Source organism: Halomonas sp. 3H (assembly GCF_024206005.1).
GTDB classification, from domain to species: domain Bacteria; phylum Pseudomonadota; class Gammaproteobacteria; order Pseudomonadales; family Halomonadaceae; genus Halomonas; species Halomonas campaniensis.
In genome coordinates, this window is record NZ_CP100360.1 from 1,669,591 (window position 1) to 1,690,002 (window position 20,412).

11 protein-coding genes are annotated in these 20,412 nt (G+C 61.3%); 3 read left to right on the forward strand and 8 right to left on the reverse strand.

Annotation, left to right across the window (positions count from 1 at the left end; translation table 11 throughout):
* Positions 1-3: 3 nt before the first annotated feature.
* Genes NFC98_RS07820 through NFC98_RS07835 form a run of 4 tightly spaced genes read right to left on the reverse strand, consistent with a single transcriptional unit; the run spans position 4 to position 3,426 of the window.
* A complete protein-coding gene (locus tag NFC98_RS07820) occupies positions 4-996 on the reverse strand; it encodes a site-specific integrase (RefSeq protein WP_254277519.1) in 993 nt (330 codons plus the stop codon).
* Between the two features lie 14 nt (positions 997-1,010).
* Positions 1,011-2,576: a DEAD/DEAH box helicase gene (locus tag NFC98_RS07825; RefSeq protein WP_254277520.1), complete on the reverse strand. Its 1,566-nt coding sequence runs from the start codon at positions 2,574-2,576 to the stop codon at positions 1,011-1,013.
* Positions 2,573-3,223: a hypothetical protein gene (locus NFC98_RS07830; RefSeq protein WP_254277521.1), complete on the reverse strand. Its 651-nt coding sequence runs from the start codon at positions 3,221-3,223 to the stop codon at positions 2,573-2,575. Before NFC98_RS07830 ends, NFC98_RS07825 begins: the two co-directional genes overlap by 4 nt.
* Positions 3,220-3,426: a hypothetical protein gene (locus tag NFC98_RS07835; RefSeq protein WP_254277522.1), complete on the reverse strand. Its 207-nt coding sequence runs from the start codon at positions 3,424-3,426 to the stop codon at positions 3,220-3,222. The genes NFC98_RS07830 and NFC98_RS07835 overlap by 4 nt, the downstream gene beginning before the upstream one ends.
* A 314-nt stretch (positions 3,427-3,740) precedes the next feature.
* Here NFC98_RS07835 and NFC98_RS07840 point away from each other — a divergent pair, with 314 nt between their 5' ends.
* Positions 3,741-3,947, forward strand: a complete 207-nt coding sequence (locus NFC98_RS07840; protein ID WP_254277523.1) for an Rpn family recombination-promoting nuclease/putative transposase — start codon at positions 3,741-3,743, stop codon at positions 3,945-3,947.
* A 242-nt stretch (positions 3,948-4,189) separates the two neighbouring features.
* On the opposite strand, the gene NFC98_RS07845 is transcribed toward NFC98_RS07840, so the two are convergent.
* From NFC98_RS07845 to NFC98_RS07855, 3 genes are read right to left on the reverse strand one after another with little or no spacing between them, the layout of a single operon-like run.
* Positions 4,190-6,616: a hypothetical protein gene (locus tag NFC98_RS07845; RefSeq protein WP_254277524.1), complete on the reverse strand. Its 2,427-nt coding sequence runs from the start codon at positions 6,614-6,616 to the stop codon at positions 4,190-4,192.
* The gene (locus NFC98_RS07850; protein WP_254277525.1) at positions 6,607-8,982 is read right to left on the reverse strand and encodes a hypothetical protein; all 2,376 of its coding nucleotides are present in this window, start codon (positions 8,980-8,982) and stop codon (positions 6,607-6,609) included. The genes NFC98_RS07845 and NFC98_RS07850 overlap by 10 nt, the downstream gene beginning before the upstream one ends.
* The gene (locus NFC98_RS07855; RefSeq protein WP_254277526.1) at positions 8,979-9,788 is read right to left on the reverse strand and encodes a hypothetical protein; all 810 of its coding nucleotides are present in this window, start codon (positions 9,786-9,788) and stop codon (positions 8,979-8,981) included. The genes NFC98_RS07850 and NFC98_RS07855 overlap by 4 nt, the downstream gene beginning before the upstream one ends.
* Before the next feature lie 1,623 nt (positions 9,789-11,411).
* On the opposite strand from NFC98_RS07855, the gene NFC98_RS07860 reads away from it, so the two are divergent.
* Both NFC98_RS07860 and NFC98_RS07865 read left to right on the forward strand, forming a co-directional pair.
* A complete protein-coding gene (locus NFC98_RS07860) occupies positions 11,412-16,190 on the forward strand; it encodes a hypothetical protein (RefSeq protein ID WP_254277527.1) in 4,779 nt (1,592 codons plus the stop codon).
* 27 nt (positions 16,191-16,217) lie between these two features.
* Positions 16,218-19,034: a hypothetical protein gene (locus NFC98_RS07865; protein WP_254277528.1), complete on the forward strand. Its 2,817-nt coding sequence runs from the start codon at positions 16,218-16,220 to the stop codon at positions 19,032-19,034.
* An 80-nt stretch (positions 19,035-19,114) separates the two neighbouring features.
* Here NFC98_RS07865 and NFC98_RS07870 read toward each other — a convergent pair whose 3' ends face one another.
* Positions 19,115-20,338: a sensor domain-containing diguanylate cyclase gene (locus NFC98_RS07870; protein ID WP_254277529.1), complete on the reverse strand. Its 1,224-nt coding sequence runs from the start codon at positions 20,336-20,338 to the stop codon at positions 19,115-19,117.
* Positions 20,339-20,412 lie beyond the last annotated feature (74 nt).

Here is a 20,412-nt window from a genome sequence, read left to right on the forward strand (position 1 = left end):
CGCTCACAGGCCGAAAAAATCGCCTCCGTGGTTCTCGAACGCATCCGCAATGCGAATATAGCGCTCGAAGGTGCGCTGGTCCCGATGGCCGCTGACCCGCTTGATCTGCACGTCGCTCTTGCCGCGCAGGTGCGCCTCGGTGATAAATCCCGCCCGGAAGCTGTGCGGTGAGTAGCTTTCCTCGAGCAGCCCCGCCGCCGCCAGCCCCTTTTTCATGCGCACCGCCAAGGTGTTGGCTGTCATCCGCCCGGCGCCCAGTCGCCCACCGAGGGTCACGCCCCGAAATATCGCGCCTTTCTGTATGCCGGACACCGCCAGCCATCGCTCCAGCATGCCCACGGGACAGTAGCGCGTGCCGGGTGGGGCCCGCATGATGCTCTTGGTCTCGATGCGTCCGGAGCGGTTCATCTTGCTGTAGTGCAGGGTGACGATCACCCCCTCCGGCCGCCACTCCAGGTCCTCGCAGGCGATCACCACCACCTCGCTGCGCCGAAACGCTCCGTAGAAACTGAGCAGAAACAGAGCGCTGTCGCGCAGACCATGCAGGGTGTCACGATCGACCACGTCCAGCAGTCGATGCAGCTCCGCGAGCCGCAGCGCCGGCGCCGAGGCCTGGCGAGTATCTCGCGACTTCTTGATGCCGCGAATCACGCTGCGCACTGCCATCGATTTCACCGGCGAGGGCAGATTGTGATAGCGGTGCCACATGTGCAGTGAGTTGGCGTAGCGCTCGATGGTGGCCGGCTTCTTGCCCAGTTTGTTCTGTGCCGAGAGAAAATTTGCGATATCAACGTCGGTGGCTGGTAGCACGCCGCCTGCCTTCTGGTAGACCTTCAGGTCCGAGCGCATACCGCGCACGGTGTTGGGCGAGACGCTTTCCGAGAGCAGTCGCCGAGCCTCCCGAGACAGCCCTTCGACGGGTGCTGTCATGGCGCCCTGGTCATAGGGGCTTTGCCGACGCCGAGTCAGCGATTGACGCGATGGACTACGTTTCATCGTCGACTCCTCCCTCAGGGTGTCAGCCGCAGGGCGATCAGGCGCTCGAAGAACGACTCGGAAAATGCCACGTCGGGCGCCACACTGATCGTGGCCTCCGAGCTGGAGGTGCCCATGGTGACCGAGACGCTACTGCCGGCCGAGGCTGTGTCGGACGGGCTCTCCGCCGGTGCGTCAGACAGATCCGGTGCGTGAGGCGTAGGAGGGGAGTCGTCCGGTGGCGGTGCACCGTGCCCACCGGTGGGGGGCGTTGTCTCGCTGCTCATTGAAACGGTGGCCAGGTCCTGGGGGAGGTCGTCGCTGAGGCGGCGTGCCATTTGTGCGAGGCGCGTGTCGTTCAACGCATAGAAAAAGCAGTCACTGTCTCGCTCCCCCTGCCGGCGGATAATTCGGCCTAGCACTTGTCGGAGATGTTGCTCGGTGCGGATATGGCTCAGGTAACAACCAACGCGCAGGCGCGGAATGTCGACGCCCTCAGCGACCATGCCCACTGCGACGATCCAAGGCGTTGATGCATATCGAAATGCGTTCAGACGGGCGTGAGCGAGAGGGTCGCGGCTGGTAACCAGGCACACTTCATGACCGTCTGCCTCCAGTTGTTGTGTCACCGCCTCGGCATGCTCGATATCGGCGGCAATGACCAGTCCAGCGGCGCTCGGGTCCTGATGGCGGAGGGTGTTCAACTGTTGGGTGCCGAGAGCCAGCAGGCGCTGCATAGGGGCATCCAGCCGGACCAGGCTGCCGTAGTCGATGGCGGGATGGCGCAGCAGCTGCGGGATACTGACGTAGCGGTGGGTCTCCTGGCGGCCGGTGCGTGGATGAAAGCTGCTGAGTTCGATGGCTCGATTGTCCACGAGCTGTACATGCGGGTAGCGGCACACGCCATCCCGGATGGCCTCTTGCAGGGTGTAAACAAAGTCCGGTTGCAGGATCTGCGATCCCGACGTTTCCAGGGCCGCACTGCCAGCTATCGCCCCCTCCGGTACATCCAGCCTCGCCGCGGCTCCCTTGTCATCATCGACGACCTCCAGATACCGCAGTAGCGGCATGCAGCTCCCGTCGGTTCGCCACGGCGTGCCTGACAGCGCCAGGGTGTAGGTGACATGGCGTTCCAGGGCCATCAGCGTGCTGCCCCACTGATTCGGGCCCTCTCCGCCCAGAGTTCCGGCTGCGTGGTGGCTCTCGTCCCAGACCAGCAGCACGCGATGCCGCTGGCCCAGGCGCCTCAGGGCATCCAGCCGTCCCGGGAGGGCCTGGTAGGTCATCCCGGCACCGGCGGCGCCCATCTGACCGTGCATGGGGTGTCCGGTGACGGTCTGCAGCGTCTCGATGGCGGCCTGAACCACGGCCCGAGTGGGGCCGCAATAGAGGACATAGTCGATATCGCCGCGCCTGATCAGTGCCCGGGCGAGTTCGGCCGCCACGCGCATCTTGCCGGCGCCGGGCGTGGCCTGACACAGAAAGTGCGGATGCGCTCGCGACAATGTTGTCAGTGCCTTCTGCAGGCAAGCCGACTGCCAGGGGCGCAGCGGCGGCAGAGAAGGGCGCTGCGCATCGCGTGACGCGGGTGGCAGAATCATGAGCGTTCCTCCTGACCGGCTGACATCCCGGACCCACCGCCGTGTGCCAGCCGCTGCCGAACCTTAAGGTTGGCATCCCACTGGCCCTGCAGGCGGCCACTGTGCTCGATGGCCGCCTCCAGTAGCGGGGCGATCTGCGACCGCTCATCAGGGAATGATGCGATCAGGTGCTGGTAGTGTTCTGCTTCGTTGATGAGCGCCTGCATGGCCGTCTGCAGGTAGCGGCGTTCCTGCTCCAGGTGTTCGAGCAGTGGCCTGGCGGATGTCTTCGATGAGTCGGTCTGGGAGGACGGCGCTGATGAGGGTGGTGGCGTCGTTGTCTCCGACGTTTCTGCAGTGGAGTCCAGTTGCATGCGGTACAGACCACGGTTCTTTCCGCGCACCCCGATCCGTACCACCAGACCATGCTTCTCCAGGGTCCTGAGCCGATCGCGAACCCGAAAACGCAGTAGATTCGGGTCAATGCCTTCGAGTTCTGACCGCTTGAGCAGCTGGTCACGGATCTCGTAAGTGGTGAAGGGATCGCCTGTCTCTGCAAAGCAGAGCAGTTGATGATCGAGCGCTTCGGCGATCATGCGCGAAAGCGGATCATGTCGGCGAGACTTCGGTGCGGGCAGGGTATTACCAGGATCGACGCGCGGGCTCATTCACTCACCTCCTGCACTGCCTCCAGGGCGATAGCATCGGCGGCACGCGAGAGGGCCTCGGCCTTGCGCATGTGGGCGTGGTAGCGGCGGTAACGAACTTGCAGGCTGCTGTTGGAGGCCAGGGAAGCCATGGCCATGGCGCGATGAGCGGCAGCACGCGCGCGGCGGTTGCTGCGATGGGGAAATACGGTCGGGTGGACCATGGGTAGGGCTCCTTTCTGTTGGAGCCGACCCCGCTGTCGCCAAACAGGATGGGGGCGGCCGTACGCAGGTTGGCGAACCGGCCAGAAAGGACACCGGCAGACCCGAGAGTCTCCCACGCACGACCGCCATAGACACGGCAGGCAAACAAAAAGCGCCTACCATGGCAGCGGCGCTTATGCGCCTTTCTGGATTCGGGTCGCCAAACCCGGCCGAGCGATTTAGCTCGACGTCCATACAGTAGCAACGGATGCTGGATGTGTAAAGACCCGGTCGGCAGGGCTGAGCAATCATCGTCCGAGACACAGCGCCCCGCATGGCCAACCATCACGACCACAGCTACAAGCTCCTGTTCTCTTATCCCGAGATGGTCAGGGACCTGCTCACTGGCTTCGTCAAGGAGGCCTGGGTCAGTCAGCTCGACTTCTCCACCCTGGAAAAAGTCAGCGGCTCCTACGTCACTGACGAGCTGCGTGACCGGGAAGACGACATCATCTGGCGGGTGCACTGGGGAGACGACTAGCCCTATGTCTACCTATTGTTGGAGTTCTAGTCGATCGTCGACCGCCTCATGGCAGTGCGAATCATGAGCTACCTGATGCTGGACGAAGGCGCTATCGTCGAGGTGACCGATGAGTCAAACGAGACGCGCAACGTGACGGTAGCCTTGATCCGGCTATAGCATAACCGCGATGATCAGTATATGCGCCGCCACTCGTGTTTATTGATTTCTGGCGCCCGTCATTATCATTAGAAAACCCTTTTTTATTGGCTTAGTAAAGGTCGATCTCCACGGTTTTTAGAGCCCTTTTTGGCCAGGATGTCCCCATGAATCAACCCCAGCGTATGGGCGTAATTCTCCAATAGTGTTGCGGGGTCACGGTGCCCGATCCACTTGGCCACATGCAGCAGTACGGTGCCCCGTGCTAGGGTGTCGCGCCCTTCGGCACCGCAGAAATAGCGTAGCGTTTCTTGCAGTATTTCCGGCTGGAACATCCAGTGATGCCGATGCTGTAGCGTCTCTGCAAATCCCGGATGCTGCGCCGCATGGAGGCGAACTAGCGTCCACGAAACGGCCGCATGGCGAAGACCGTGAAAATCGATGTCTTCACCAAGGCGGTATCGCATCTCCTCAATCGCTAGCGTGATGAGATGACGTCGCTTATAGGCATCCGGAGAATGCCGCGGGCCAAATAGCGCAATGTCTGCCAATGCCGTGTCACTGCATGACTGTTTGCGCACCTCAATCCATCCTCCTAGCTCTATTGTCACCGCTGGCGGGGCCATGATATGCAAAGCGATACGGCGTCTGGATGCCGCCGTCTTTCCACCGTGTATATCGATCCAGCAGCGGCTTATTCCGCTCTCATCAGGTGCGACTATCTGGATGTCATTGAGCGTCAGGGACTCGATTTCTGAGGCGCGCATGCCAGCGTAGAACCCCAGAGCTATCACTAGCGCTATCATTTGACTTGAAGAACCGTCGGGCATTCCGTTGGTGAGCTCTTCCCAGACGGTGTACATATGATCGGGTGTTATAATCCGTGTGCGAAGTACGCTGGGTGTGAGGTTGTTGGTGCGTTTTGGAAGTGTAATTTCTTCTAGCAGGCCATGCTGTTGGCAGAATCGAAAAAATCCTCTCATTGAGCCCCGAAACGATTCTAGCGTCGCTGCCGACCAGCGACTGCCCTCTCTGGCTGCCATTTCCAGCTCCAGCACGACCTCATCGTCCCAGTCGTTAAGGTCTAGCACGGCGTCATGAAAAAGTAGCGTGACAGGCGTTAGGCGTGAGAGGTACGTTTTTGCCGAGCTGATCTTATTACCTTCCGTGCGTAGTTGGTGATACAAAAAATGCAGCACCCAGCCAGGGTAGTGCCCGCTGAACCCCAGTAATTTGTCGATCCTACCTTCATAATAAACCAATAGCGCTTGCATATCCTCGGCGTGCTCATCGCCTTTGACCGACGTTTTCGACTGGCGCGCGGTTTCTGACAGGAACTGCTGTAGGAGATTTTTTACCCGTCGACGCCAATCCAGCGGCAGGTGGTCGGTGTCGATCTGATGCACCCCTGCCGGGCGCGTAGCAGGGATGGGGGGCGTGGCGGCAATCAGCGTCGTGTCTGCTCGCGCCTCATGGGGCGACGGGAAGTCGACCCTCGATTCGCCTTCGGGGGCGCGAGGAGGGCGATGTCGACTCTGGCGATCAGGTAGGCGTCCCCTTGGGTTGCCTGGTGAGTAGTGGTGCGCATTGTTCTGTGCCAACCGGAGGGGCGTGGGGGTGCAGGTGGGCAGCGGGTAGTCGTGCAGTAACGTGCTCCACAGCGGAGGTGTGCCAAGCATTACCGCTACATAGCGGCAGGATTGCGCTAACTGCGGCCAGCGCTTGATATGCGAGGTTGAGCGACGCGACGTGACCTGCGGGTCCTTCAATAGCTGCCGAGCCGCCAAGGTCAGGCGTTTGCGAAGTTGTTGTTGGCGCTGTTGCAGTGGCAGCGTCAGCGCCTCGTCATCAGAGGCGAATAGCCAGGCGTCTGAGGTACGGTTCTTCTCATGGGTCATGATGGCCCGCAAGGGAACCCACAGGGAGTCGGGAAGCGCAATCCGGTAGTGCCCGTCATCCAGGCCAGACGCATCCGGAGAGGAAGGGATGGCCAGCGAGCGATGCCGCTTATCGATATGCTGCAGGGTCAGCTGAGACAGAGTTCCCAGCATGACCCGTTCGCTCATGCCGAGTCGCGTCATCAGGCGAATAGCCATCACCAGCAACCAGGCGTCACCCGTGTTCGTTGCTCGGCACCAGCTGTGCAGGCTGCGATCCAGCTCCTTCATCGCCATGGCGGCCGTAAAGAGGCGCGAAGACGTGGGTAAGGCGGTCGGGCGGTGTGTCTGCACCGGTTCGGGGATGAGCACTGCGCTGCAATCGGGCAGGGTGTTCAACTGCGCCAGAATACGGTTAACACGTTTTCTGGCTATGGCGTGCCTGATGGGGCTCCCGGCAGTTTGGCGATGCTCCATCAGTCCCTTGACGAGGTGGCGTGCCTCGTCTCCGCCCAGGGATAGCGGCGGTGTCTGTGGTCCATCGAAAATGGCCGCCAGGACCCACTCCGTGTCAGGCAATGATCGTGGGTCCACCAGCGGATTGCCCTCGGCTTTCCACAGGCTGACGATCTGGTCTGCGTTGTTTACCACCATGGCAGGCGTCTCCAGTCGAGGGGGCGGTAGCCGCAATGGCTCAGCCACTCGGTCAGGGCTCGGCGCAATCCATGTTGCTGCCCGAGCGTGGCCTCGGTGCGAGGCGATGAGAGCATCCGGCCGTGCCGCGTGTGGCCCAAGAGGTGATCAACCTCGGCATCGGGACAATGCTCGCGTAGCCAACTGGCAGTCGAGTGGCGACACACGTTGTGTGGCCAGGCGGCCAGCGGAGGCAGCGCGGCCATATCTCCCCAGTGCATATCACGTAGCGTGATGGCCTTTCCTCGCCGCGAGGGTGTCACCCAGTGCGGTGTCTGGCATATCGCGGTTCTCTGATCATCCAGTCGTATGTGGCCCTCGGCCACTCGGGTGAGGATGGCCTGCGTCCACTGGTGATAGGCCTGTAGGCTGTTGTGGACGGTGGTCAGCAGCGGAATGACACGCGACTCACGGCCCTGGCCGGAGGCCTTGTCACATACCCACTGCAGCTCGCCTGTCAGGCAGTGTTGGCTGCTGGGACCGATAGGGCGTGCGCCTGTGGCGAGATGCCAGGCGAGCAGTTCATGAGTGGACACCAGCTGATGAAGGGTCGTGACGGCCGTCAACGGTATCGGCTCCCCTGGCCACCATGCCGCCAGCTCGGCGCTGGGGTCCTGCATGGCGTCGCGTAACCATTGAAACAGCTCTGCGAAGGCGCTTGCCGGTTGCGCGACTCCTGACCCTGCCATCGCCATGTCGCGATGGAGTATCAGAGTGGGAGTGGCCGGTCGCGTTGGTGACGCGGGGACGGACCAGCCGAGCCGTCGAAGCGCCTGCTCGAAAATATCCTGGTGCTCTGCTCGCGGAATACGCCGGTAGGCGGCGGGTGCTGAAAGGCCGAGCCCGAACTGTCCGGAGAGTGAGGCCGCCGCCACGTCGTCCCGCGCATGGGGGCGGCAGTACAGCCAGCTGCTGGCACTGAGCCGATGAGCGGTAGGGGTAACGCCGGGGGTATCGGCAAACACCCGGCGCAGTTGCTGGTTCAGTGAAACACGCACGCCCTGAAACGGCCGCTTGGGAAACGGCACCTCGAGGCCCGTCAGGACCGTGGCCAGCGACGCCGGCAGTGCTAACATCACCCACGTGGCGCCAGGCGACGTTTCGCGTGGCACAGGTCCATCCAGCAGGCGGTAGATAAGCAGCTGATGCTCGGGCAGCCAGTATGGCCGATCATCGGCGTCGGCAATGAGCGCCTCGAGGTCGCCGGCTTCCTGCACAGTTAGGCGGGCCAGCCTGGCAGGTGGCAGCCCGGTACTGAGCAATAGTGTGGCAAACAGTTGGCAGGCCGGTGTCAGGGGGCTCGACATGACCTGATCTACCTGGTCCTGGGTGAGGCGGGCGAGATCAGTGGTGCACTTGAGCGAGGTTGTCGGTGCGCCGGCGAGCCAGCCTCTGACCAGCCGGCGATCATCCGCCGGTGTCTGCAACGAGGGTGTCTGGCGCTGCAAGATGATCGTTTCGCTTGTCGCTTCATTGGTACCATGGCCGTCCACCGCCGGGCGTGCCCGCATGCCCATATCGCGCAAGGTGGCGTCGCCAGTTGCGTCATGTGACGACACATCCCGTAGGACGGCATTTCGGCGTGTCATCGGCGGCCGGCTCGACTGTTTGGCCAACTCCGTGACGCGTGCGGCGTGCCACTCATCCCGTTTGGCGACGCCTCCACGCCCGTCGCCACTTCCACGCCTGCCGCCACCGCTCCCCTTTCGTTGTCGCTGGATTCCGCCCGGCTCAACCTCGCCTCGGAGCAGCATCTGAAATGTCTCGATTTTACGCGCAAGAAGTTTGTCGATGAGCCCATAGAGGGCGTCAAGATGCAAGGCGGCGAGCAGCGTCTCCTCGCGAGTTCCTTGTGCGTCCTCCGGCTGCCATCCCGATGCAATGATAGCCATCATCACATCTCGAATAACCAAGACATGCTTGTAGAATTGATCCCGTGAGATCATGCTGCCGGGTGCGGTCTCATGAAAAATATTGCTGAGAAAATGCCTGGCGAACTGGCTGGCATGACACTGAGGGTTGCCCAATTTATCGGAACGGGTGAGGGCAAAATAAACCGGATAATTTCTACCGGGTCGTTCGGGGCGTGCCGAGCTGATATCGGCTGATTTCCGAATAGCATCTAGGCTTGTCGCGCTGACCATGATGCCATGATCAGCGGCATAGATAGCGGAGGCTGCGTCGAATGCCTCGACATACATAGGCGGCTGGGAATAGGAGACGATGGCCAGGACTGTGCATTTTTCACTAGGGTCAAGATCAAGGGCGTCTAGGGCCTCTTTCCAGCACGCCCTGATCTCAGTTGGAAATGGGATCTCATCCGTCATGCATCCTCCTCGGTGAGTGCGAGGTGAAATTGGTGATCCTCACTAGGGTCGGATGGGGAGCTCATGGTTGGCGATCGAGTGCTGCTTGGATGGATATCATCGCTGGGTCTTGCCTCCTGCGCTGGAGGAGATGTGGCGGAAACCCCTTGCGCCACAATGTTCGTGTTTTCATGTTCAACCGTGCTGTTTGTCGTCAGGCCGTTGATATTTTGGGGAGACGTGTCGCTTTCTTTGGTCTTATTCTTTTTTCTTATGGACTTAATCCCGGTGGTGTTTTTTAAACTTTGAATTGATCGATCGCCAAGGTTGGTGGCCGAAAATAGAATCTTGTAGTGCCGATGTGCAAGGGATGTTCTGCCGAACAGGTCCTGGGCGATGGCCCTATAGAGGGCTCGGTCGGTTTTCAGCGTATTGGCGGCGACCTCTGCCAGGCTATTCTTGTTGGCGTCTTTTTTTCGGTAGTGCAATGGTTGCAGCTGACCATAGAGGAAATGCAGGGTACGCAGTGACATGTCCAGCGAAGCGGCCCTGAGGGTGTAAACCACGAGGCTATTGGGCTCCCGAGTCCCCGTGCCACCATTCAACTGCAATTGGGATACGACAGCATCGCGATTCAGTAGGACCTCACCGCCCTCGGCATGCACAATCAGCACCGGCGGGTGACTGAGCAGTTGGGGTGTAGGGTCGTCAGACATGCTGCCAAAATCCTGCGGACCCAGGATATCCTGGGTGGCGCGCGTCTCCTGTATTGCCGGAAGGGTGAGCGGGTGCGTCGGCAGCGGCCGGATGCGTACTGCGTTGTTCATGGGGTGGCTCCCAGGTGTCTGACATGACCGTGTGGGAGTGATAAGGGGTACCAAACCACCCGCTGCCGGTAAGCAGCGATTTTCGGGAGTCCACGCCACGCGGAGCGGTGGGCTATGCAGCTGAAAATACTGGCAATTTTCTTGAAATACTCAAATGCTAGTAAGCGAGCTGACAACACCGCTTGTCAGTGACCAGGCGTTGTGCTGCCAGTTGTGAGGCAGGGGTGCGTGGAGCTGGTTGGCCTCCGGGGTCGACATCGGCAGCCGTTCCAGTACATCCTTCAGGTAGGCATAGGGCTCGGCCATGCAGCTTGGGCGCCTTGGATCAGGTTCTGGCAGGCCAGGGTCGATGAGCAGTCCCGTAGCAGACTCTTCCAGCAAGCCTTCTGTCGGCAGTCGGGAATTCCCGTCAGCTCCTTCAATCTCTGGAAGTGGCGACTGGCTGGCGAGGCGCCAATGCTCTACCTCATGGCTGACGATTCGGCGCACTTCGCGCCGGTGTCGCTAACGGAGGAAGATGCGGGCGTGACTTCAGAAGCGTACTCGCAATGTTTTAACGGGGTATCATAGCCTGATAGTTGACGTATAATGCCCTATCCTAAATTGTGAGAATTTTTAATATATGTTTGGTTGTTGTAATTTCTGCATAAAGATTTGAGTGTAAACATGTCTCGAAAAAAAATAAAATCGGCGTGCCATCTTTTCCCACCAGAAATCATTGACCGCATAGTGCCATGGGCTGGATCCAGAGAATCAGCCTGTGACTGGTACCTGAACTACCCGATAGCCGCATTGGGTGGTCTAACTCCAGAGGAATTGGTGCATGAGGGCAGGGTGCAAGATCTAGTTTCATATTTAAAGCACATAGAAGAAGGTGGGTATGCGTAGTTAAATTTTTTATTTTTTATGAAAATGAACTGTAAGTTAAGGTTGTGCAGCGATGTTTTTATGGTTGGGGGGGAGGGGTGTCCATCCTTGTATGTGCTAACTTTATGATTCTTCACAGACTGGGTGAATGCGGGTTGCCCAAATCCAAGTGGACACCTGGACTATGCATGCATAGTCCAGGTGTCCACTTATGCATCAGCGCACAGCCCGGCAGCGGCTAGCAATGTTCGACAAGGCGGGTTGATCCATCTATACCCGACAAGGCTTGGCGATCCTGTTCTGAGAAGAGCGCCAAAAAAATCTGCAGGAAGGCATCAATCGATTCAGTAAACAGGGCTTGCTCGAAGGTGTGGCCCGGGGCATCTACTGCCTCTTCGTCATTGGCCAGAGAGTTCCGAGGAGGGCGTGTTCATCGGACGCTTACACCTGACTGTCTATGGTGGTGATCGCACACTCAGAATCAGGTGGCTAGATTCATTATGCCACTACAGTGGTGTGTGGTATTGGTTGCTCGCTGAGGATGCTGGGCTAAAGTGGGAGAGGGGGGCGAGTCGGCAGGCGAGATATGGTATAACCTATTGAAAAACGAGGAGCAGCTGGCGGGCAGCTGGCGGTTCCGCCGGAGCGTTCGCCTGCCGATGATGACCTGCTCGCCCATCCAGAAACACATTGCCGCCGGTTTGACGGGACTGTGTGGGCGTCTAGTCTAACTGTATCTTTGGGTGCAGCTGAGACATGGAAATGTGCAAGGATGCCAGCCCAGTAAAAACCCTGTATCAACGCTTTCACCAAGCTGCTCGCCAGGCGACACACCCCGTCATCGCGCAGCAGAACCTCGCTACAGGTACGGGAAAAAGCTACTGGGCGCTGGAAACTGCTGCCGAAACGCTGATCGAGGCCAGAGAGAAGGGCGAGTCAGTCGTGATTGTTTACGTCGCCCCTCAGCATGCCCACATCGACATCACCAACCATCATCATGACCCACAAGCCCTGCCTGCCGCCCAGCAGAGACTGCTGACGCAGGGGATTCCTTGCGTCAAGGTTCCCTCGCGCACCCAGCTCACCGACCCTGATCAACCCCACTGTCTCTACCAAGACGTGCGGGCGTTGGAAGCCGGGCTGAAGAAGAAGGCGGACCGGCAACGAACCAGCCCCGGGCTGCTGGACAGATTGCAACAGATTCTGAATGACGCTCATCTACAGCAAGACGACGAGCTCTATGCCAGCGATGACGTCTCCGAGACAATAGTAGAAACTGAAGAGAGCGATGGCCGCTCAGATACCCTTGCCACGTGCATGAAGCTGATCCGGCGCCGCCATGAGCAACTCGTCAGGCTGCGACAGGAGGGATTTGATGACGACGCGCTCGAGGCGCCAGTCGATCAGCTGAAGAAGGCCCACGGGCAGCTCTATAGCCTGCTGCAGCGAGCCGTGATCGGCACCTTGAGCCAGGCTAGCCGAGAGGGCGCGACCCTTGAAGGCGTGCTGGGAGAGGCTGCCCTGGTGGCGCCATTCCAGCTGCTGGAGCGCCAGCTGTTTCCGCTGTATCGCGTCATGCGTGACCACGCACAGGCCCTTGGCCTGGTAGCAATGACGGCTGATCGGCTGATGACCCACCTGACATTTCCGCGGCGCCGTCGTCTCCAACGAGCGGGTTGTGGCGATTTCGGTCGTTACAGCGGGTACCTGGAAGATGCCGTTCATGGCTTACAGGAGGAGGCGGCGGAGATCATCGGCCTCGACGAACACCGGACGCGTTTCCTCTTCCTGATTGACGAGGCTGATGCGGTCAAGGACATCATCGGCAAGCCTGCCAAGTTGGGCGGCGGTCGGATCTATCTGCGGGGCCTGATCCTGGATCAGGGACGTGCCACTCAGGTCGGGCAGACGCTGCTGCATGAGATGCCGTTGCTATTTCGGCCCCAGTCGGAGTTCTTGACGATCATGCAGGGCTACCAGTCGCTGGTGGCAGAGCACCCCTGTATCGACCAGCAGTGGCTGCTCAAGACGCCGGCGGATCTAGGCGCTGTCTCGCCCATGACGCCTGAGGCTGCCTCGGCATTACGCCGCTTTCGGGCGACGCATCGGCTGGGCACCACGCATCCAGCACACCACCGCCAGCAGGCGGCCCTGCGCTCTCGGCTGCTCCATCTGCTTGCCTTGCAGTATGAGCAGCATCCTGTCATTCAGGGTGCGCCGGAAGAGATGCTGCAGGCGTTCCATGAGCGGCTCCAGGCCCTGTGCCAGGGAGCATCCTGGATCAACCTCAATTTGGATGACCCCACCGTCGCCAGTGCCGGGAGCACCGGTGCCTTCACCGGTGGAAGCTGGGCCTTCATCAACCTGGATGACGAACGCTTGAGCGGGCTGGTGGCTCACCGCGACAGCGGCGCATTGAGCGATGTGCAGCTGGTCAGCAGCACTTACCTCGAGACGTTGGGCAAGCCTGACGACGGCGCCATGACCTTTCGTCTCGAGGACGCGTTCGAGACGATGCTCACCATCGCCGCGCTGGTGCACGAGCTGGGCACCGATGACCCTGCGGACCCCAGCGACAGGTTTGCGATCCTGCGCAATGCCTACCGAGCAGGCAATACCACGACCTCGGCGCCATTGACGGCCCTGCTGCGGGATCTGTCCCACGTCCGAGTACGCTTGCTGATGCAGGCGCGTCGGCCCATCGACCCGCTTGTGCCCATTGATGATGACCTGGCGTTTCGTACGCCACACCTGGTCATGCAGTGGGTGCCCGACTTCGAGGACCGCTACCTGCCTGGTGAACCCGGCGTTTCGGTGGTTCCCAGCATAGGTTATCGAGCCTGGTCGGCAGAGCATCACCTGGAGCGACTGATCTCACCGCAGGCCTACTGCCACAACTTGCCTCGATACCCGGTCGTGGCGGAGGGCGATAGTATGGCCCCCGCCGCTACTGGTCACGATCGAGACGTCGTCGAGCGCCCGACGCATTCGCTGGTGCTGATCAGTGCCACCGGCGGCTTCGATGCTACTCATCTGGGCGGGTTCTGTCTGGATATGCTGTCCCGCTCTACCCATGTCGCCTACGTGCCGATGTCGGATGAAGATCTGACATTGGCCCGGCAGGCGAGGGAGCAGCGCCAGCAGGGCGTTAACGGCAATCCGGGGCGGCCGGCACCCAAGGTGGCGGAGATTCCCGAGCAAGCGGGATTGTTCGCCTCGGGCAATACGCCTGAGCTTACGCGGTCGCTACTGGCGGCTGCTGATACCCAGAGCCCCTACAAGCGCCGTGAGCTTACCCGCATCGGTGATCTGATCGCGCTGCTCAGCCTGGGGGCCGGGGCGGTTGATGAGAGCATGCTGGTGTCATCAGCGCTGCGCGACGTGCTGTCATCGGTGCAAGCGGGGCCACGGGAGGCTGGCAGCCCGCTGGTGGCGCTGATGCTGGTGCAGAGCCTCAAGCACTTCCGTCAGTCTATTAAGGACTTGCCGACTCGTCAGGCCGAGCTGAAAACGATCGTGCCGCAGCACCTCTACGGCCTCGAACCGGGGCATCGGCGGCATGGGCGGCGTCCGGTATTGGTGATGAGCTATCAGAGTGGTAGTGCTGCCAGCACCGATGCTCAGCTGCAGCGTGCGCTGGCGGCGTCTGATAGCGAGGCCACCAGGGCGCTGGCAGAGTTTTTGGGACGTTCCCCCGAGCAGCTACCCCAGGTCGAAGACGCCACTGACCTGCTGAGGCGAGACCTGGGCTGCCATATCGTGGTGGTCACGCCCTATGGCTCGGCTGCCAGGGGGATCAATCTCAAGGTAGACCGATACGCTGGCGACGGTCACCAGCGGGATGTGGATCTCATCGTGCTTGGGATGTCGCCGTTCTACTCCGAGGCGAAGCCCAAGTTTGAGCCGCTGAGCGGGCCACCTGGCGAAGACGCCAAACCCGAGAGTCAGCGCGAGCGAGCGGACCGGGAGCATCGAAATCAGCGCCGCTTCTCGGCGAACAACCTGATTACTCACCATCTGGCCTTCACCGGCCTTGAGCTCGCCGCGCGGCTCAATGAAGGGAGCTGGGGGCGTGTCGAGGATATTCCGTCGCAGCGCTATCAGGCACGGGACATCCGGCTCCATCCCGACAGCTATCTGCCGCCATTTGGCCGCTTTCTCGCCGAGCAGCATGTGATCGATCTGGCGCGCACCACCTTCCAGGCGGTCGGGCGCGGTGAGCGAACCTCGGCGTCCCAGCAGCAGGGCGTTCTGGTCTGCGAAGAGATCGTGCGAGACCTCCTGGCCGCCGACCCCATCCTCTACGGACGAGACGATAAAGGGTGTTCCCTGGCGAATCGGCTGCATGCGGCATCGCTCAACAGCATGACGCTGATGACCTTCGCACGGCAGCAGCGTCATTCGCTCTACCAGCTGCCGTCGCCCTCGGCGCTGGCGTCATACCGGCGCCGTGTCCGCGAAGGGGATGAGGCCTTCAGTGATGCCCCCGACGTGCCGGGCTGGAAGAACCAGCAGCTGGCAGCCATTCGCAGGCTCAATGAGCAACACCACGCGCCGTCGCCCTTCCATGAGGCGACGAAAGCGATAGTCAGCGAAGAGGTCGCCCAGGCGATAGTGGCGCGCTGGGAGGCCTGGCACAGCCCTGATCTGCTCTTCGATTCGACGCGAGACGCTTACGAGCAGCGCCTGCTGACGCAGGGTATGCCCGCCGAGGTGCTGGCGATGATGTGGCTGCCGCTGGACTCACGAAAGCAGTTGCCGATTCGTTACGGACCGCACGGGGGGTATCAGGAGGTCGTCACCCGACTCCCCGGTGCCGAGCATCCTGCCGCGGTTCATGGCTATCCCGACCCGGGTAGGCTGCTGCGCTATCAGTTGCCCAGATCGTTTGTCGACTCCCCTTCAGGATCCGCAGGGCATTACCTCAAGGCAAGGCTTTCGGAGCAGGCAGGCCCCTCCCTTCGCTGGCACGAGAAGTCATGTGTCCTGCACCCGACGCTGCAGCCGGACTTCGATGGTATCTGGGGAGAGCTGGCTCTGGATGCCTGGATTGAGGTGGCTCAGACCGCCTATCCGCCGCTTGCCGAGCTGAAGCGACTGGCAGCGATGGAGACGCTGGGGATATTCGAGTGGTTCGACCGCTGCTACGCCGTCGATGGCACCTCAGGGGCACGCTGTCTTGTGGCGGTCGATGCCAAGCACTACGCACGGCGTACGGACCAGCGTCATGGTCAGCGCTTGCTCGACAGGGCACAGGACAAGATGGCTCGACTCAGAGATTGGGCGCAGCAGCGAGGTTATGAGCGATGCCTGGGGGTGTACGTCAATACTCAGCCGCAGCCTCAAGAGGTCGCACGACCGAAGCATGCGCCAGGGGACGTGCTGGTGATCAACGCTTTCGTGCGCATTGCGCTCACGGATGCCAATGCGCCCAGCGATGTTACCCCGGCAAGAGAGCGAGGAGCCTCTTCGCCGCTTGTGGATTTCAATCATGCCGCGGCCGTGGCGCTGCAGCATGCGATCAACTGTCAGTAGACAAGGCTTATCTTATCGGAGGATACCATGACGTCGTCAGCGCCCATTTCATCCCCCAGGATGGACCTGCGGACCAATGTCATCGACCTTGGCTTGGATCCGCATCGCCCTGGCGCCGGCGATCGTGCTGCACAGCTGGCCGAGCGGCTCCTCTCCTACTGCCATGCGCAACTGTTGCCTGGCGAATCACTGGCAATTGTGCCGCTGCTGTATCCCGAAGAGCAGGCGATTCCCGGTGAGGTGGATGTGGACCCGGACGCGCCTGAACAGGCCGCGCGTCAGGAGGAAGAGGGCGGCGACGATCCGTTGGCGGTGAGCGTGGGGGAGACGCGCGCTTCTAGTCGGCTGGCGTCGCAGTTATCGGGCGCTGAAGTGGCGGAGCAGTTGGAGTTGGGCAGTGGCGATGTGATGGGTGCTGAGTCACTGGACTGGGACGCTGCATGGGTTGACCCCATTAGCGATACCATTTCGGGGGCACGCTTGGGTCGTATGGCTGCTGCCAGGGCCACTCGGCTGATTGCCCTGACTCATGGATATGGGCGCACACAGGCGCGCTCACTACGTTTCGCCTGCGTGCTGGATGTCGGTATGTGGGGGAACCGGCCTCAAGATAGAGCCGCCAGTGTCATGGGGATCTTCGGGGGGCATCGGCCGGATCAGCCGATGGACACGCTCTGGAGGCAAGCCACAAAGATGGATGGAGCGCCTCAGTGGCGCAAGTGGGTTTATGACAACCAGATTCATGAGTGGGGCGGTAGGCGCGGGATGCAAGGCAAGATCGCACTGGTAAGACTCATGACGCTGGCGTTCCGAGTCTCGCTGCGGCGGGCCGGTCTCGATGGGGATGCTCGGGATCATGATATGGGGCTGCTGCTGGGTGAGGCGGTGTTGCTGCAGGCCTCGCTTGATCGCTCGAGGGATGGTGCGGGCGTTCTGAGGGGCTACGAGGTACGCCTTGAACTCGATGCTCGAGGCCGGCTGGTTGTTGAAATGCCCCGGCGAGTGCAGCGACTACCAGCCGAGCTGGCGGATGCCCTGTCAGAGGCGCCGTATCGGCTGGGGTCGAGGGCGGTGGCGGTGCACAGCCTATGTCTGGCACGCCGTTACAAGTTGAATGCCACCCGGTTCGGCAGCCAGATGGAGTTCTTCTATTTCCTGTCGGGATCGCGCCAGTCGCGACTGGAGCACAGGGTACGGACGCGCGGTGTGGATCCAGAAGCGGCGGCGGCGTGGCAGGACGACCAGACGAGACGCGTCATGAACAGCGGGTTGGTGCTCAAGAATCGCGGCATGGATCTCGTCGAGGCCTTTCTTGATGAGCTGGGAGAGGATGTTGAATGGAAGTCCGAGCGATTCCAGCCAACTCAAGTCACCCAGGTGGCGATTCGAAAAGCAGGGACGCAGCAGCCAGCCTTCCGAGACGTTCCGGTCACTGACCTGCAGATTGTGTATTCACCAGAGCTCCGGCGAGATTCGCGTTGGCCACGCCTGCACGATGGATTGATCCAGGCGCTGGAGCAGAAAGTGGCGGCTGGTGGTTCTGCAACTGAGCTTAATTGGCGAGTGGTTGACACCCTCGAAGAGACAGTGGCGGCGAACCCTGTGCTCTACGTGCAGTTGCCGGAGACGCTTCGCACGTCCTCGGGGGCTCAGCGCCCTTCGAGTGCCTGGTACGAATTAACCAGAGGGCAAGGGAGGAAACCGCTGGTCGGGTTTTCTCATGCCCTGGCGGTTCGCGAACTTGAGCGGGAGCGGGGCAGGGGGGCTGCATTGACCTTTGACCCTTATACGACCCTGAAGCTTGAGATTCACGACGCGGTATGGTCCGCCTGGCGGCCGATCCAAGGGCTGAATCTCACCCTTGACATGGTGGATGCGCTCAGTGAGGGAGTGGTGGTGGAGAAGTCGCTGCTGGCGCACAAGCTGCGAGAAATCATCCAAGAGCTCCGCCTGAAGCAGGGGCTGGGAGTGCGGCGCGCGTTTGTCGTGCGACATCAGCCACCTGGCGTTGCACAGGATGCGGGACTGATCGCCATGCGCCCAAGCGACAAGCACTACGTGTGCCTGAAAGCACTGTCGCACCGTGGTGCGCCGGCACGAGCTGCCATCATGGAGTTCTGGTGGCACCAAGGGGAGCTGCATATTGGGCAGGTGGCGATTGCGAGCCATCGGCTTCCCCGTGATGAGCGGGTGGGCGGTGGCAGGCGAATGAAATCTGCTGATGTCGCCCGGCGCCAGATCGCCAGGGCTTATGAAGATGCACTGACCAGTCTCGAGGCGCCCTGGTGCGCCCCCTTGTGTGAGCACGTCGACCATCTGGCAGCCTCCAAGGCACTGACGAGCGGCCAGACACTGCTCTACTCGGTAGTCGACGACACCCTGCTGAGAGAGGAGCAGGTGACACATGGTAAGCCGGAGTTGCTGGGTGCCACCTGGCGAGACTTTCCTTTTGAATCATTGCTCACCGATGGCCAGCTTGGTAGTGAACACCTTGGGCTGAACATGGGACGCTCGGGGAGTAGGGGGCGGGTGCCGTTGGCTCAACAGTTGATCGGCAATGCCCGTGAGGATGTCTATCTTCAGCCTGAGGAAGCGGCCGTGAGGGGGTTTCGGGCCTTGATCAGTACCCAGCAGTCGGTACTGCGCAACAATCCTGTGATCGAATGGCGGGTCCAGGGCCGAGACCCTGAGGCGCCAGACCGCATAGGTGATCTGCATGACCCTCACCTGGCGCCGGTCTTCAAGACCTATGTCGAGACGTTAACTCGAGATTTGCTCAAGGTAGGCCAGGTGAGCCGCATGAGCCTGCCTGGCAAGCTGGTGAGTGTCCTGGTCGGGAATTAGCCATGCCCGCCCTTGCGCTCCCGACTGTGTTTCAACTGGTTTGCTTCACTCCCCTGAGGCTCTCCCGGCATGCCCTGCCACTAAAGGCGAGCATCCTCGTGGGGCGCCTGCCACAGCGCCCGGTTTCGTCCTGCTTCCTTGGCGGCGTAGAGCCCCCGGTCAGCGCGTTTAATGGCGGGTTTCAGTGACTGCTCACCCGTGCTGACCAGCGTCACGCCCAGCGAGGCGGAGTAGGCGAGCCGGCCCCCTTCGACGACTTCGTGCCCGACTTCGGCCGGGCTGGCCTCCACCGCCTGGCGCAGGCGTTCGGCGACCTGCATGGCCTGCTCGCGGGTCGTGTCGGGCAGCAGGACGGCAAATTCCTCGCCGCCCATGCGGCACAGCACATCACCGTCGCGAAGCTGATGGCGTGCCGTGCCGGCGAAGGCCTGCAGCACCAGGTCGCCGACGTCGTGGCCGTGTGTGTCGTTGATGCGCTTGAAGTGGTCCAGGTCGACGGCAATCAGGCAGAGTGGGGTTCCGCTACGCCGAGACCGGGCGATTTCCAGCGCGGCCTGGCCCTCCAGGTAGCGCCTGTTGCCCAGCCCGGTCAGCGGGTCGGTCAGGGCCTGCCGTTCCAGGCGTGCCTCCAGCTGTTTGCGCTCGCTGAGGTCGAAGACGGTAGCGCGGGTGTACTGAAACCCGTCGTCGGTGACCTGGGCGGTGGCCTGAATCGCCACCGGCAGGGTGGTGCCATCGCGACACAGCAACTCGCATTCGGCGGCCCCTTCCTGCGCCTGGCCCAGCACCTGCTGGAAGGCGGTATCGAAGGCGCCACGGGTCTCGGGGGTGATGAAGTCCCGATAGTGGCGCTGGCCGATGACCTCGTCGGCGCGATAGCCCAGCCAGTCGAGCTCGGTGCGATTGATCTTGATCACCCTTCCCTCGGCGTCCAGCGAGTGGTAGCCACAGGGGGCATTCTCGTAGAGATCCTGGACCTCACCGGCGTACTGGCGGGCTTCACGGGACAGCAGCAGCGCGCGCTTGCGCAGTTCGCGTTGACGATGATGGCTCAGCACCCAGAAGACCGCGAAGGTGACCGACAGCAGGTAGAGCAGGGCGATGGCCAGCAGTGGATAGAGGCTCTCGTTCATGCCCAGGTGCAGCACCCCGGACTCAATCTCGAGGGTGGTTTCCGCCATCACGCGCAGCTCCTCGGCCCGATGGTGCCGATGAGCCCGGAAGATCGGGTAGAGCAGTGTGCTCACCAGCACCACCGGAACGAGGATGGCCGCCACCAGGCGAGCCCAGAGCGATGTCAGCATCAATGACAGACTCTCAAAAGGGTCCAATAACGAAGAGCGCGCGTCGACGGCCTGAAAGGCAAGTCAACACCTGG

Excerpts from the sequence above, each read along its gene's own strand:
- NFC98_RS07845 (WP_254277524.1), bottom strand. The coding sequence starts at position 6,616 with ATGGTGGTAAACAACGCAGACCAGATCGTCAGCCTGTGGAAAGCCGAG.
- NFC98_RS07835 (WP_254277522.1), bottom strand. The coding sequence starts at position 3,426 with ATGGTCCACCCGACCGTATTTCCCCATCGCAGCAACCGCCGCGCGCGT.
- NFC98_RS07830 (WP_254277521.1), bottom strand. The coding sequence starts at position 3,223 with ATGAGCCCGCGCGTCGATCCTGGTAATACCCTGCCCGCACCGAAGTCT.
- NFC98_RS07855 (WP_254277526.1), bottom strand. The coding sequence starts at position 9,788 with ATGAACAACGCAGTACGCATCCGGCCGCTGCCGACGCACCCGCTCACC.
- NFC98_RS07820 (WP_254277519.1), bottom strand. The coding sequence starts at position 996 with ATGAAACGTAGTCCATCGCGTCAATCGCTGACTCGGCGTCGGCAAAGC.
- NFC98_RS07825 (WP_254277520.1), bottom strand. The coding sequence starts at position 2,576 with ATGATTCTGCCACCCGCGTCACGCGATGCGCAGCGCCCTTCTCTGCCG.
- NFC98_RS07850 (WP_254277525.1), bottom strand. The coding sequence starts at position 8,982 with ATGACGGATGAGATCCCATTTCCAACTGAGATCAGGGCGTGCTGGAAA.
- NFC98_RS07865 (WP_254277528.1), top strand. The coding sequence starts at position 16,218 with ATGACGTCGTCAGCGCCCATTTCATCCCCCAGGATGGACCTGCGGACC.
- NFC98_RS07860 (WP_254277527.1), top strand. The coding sequence starts at position 11,412 with ATGGAAATGTGCAAGGATGCCAGCCCAGTAAAAACCCTGTATCAACGC.
- NFC98_RS07870 (WP_254277529.1), bottom strand. The coding sequence starts at position 20,338 with ATGCTGACATCGCTCTGGGCTCGCCTGGTGGCGGCCATCCTCGTTCCG.
- NFC98_RS07840 (WP_254277523.1), top strand. The coding sequence starts at position 3,741 with ATGGCCAACCATCACGACCACAGCTACAAGCTCCTGTTCTCTTATCCC.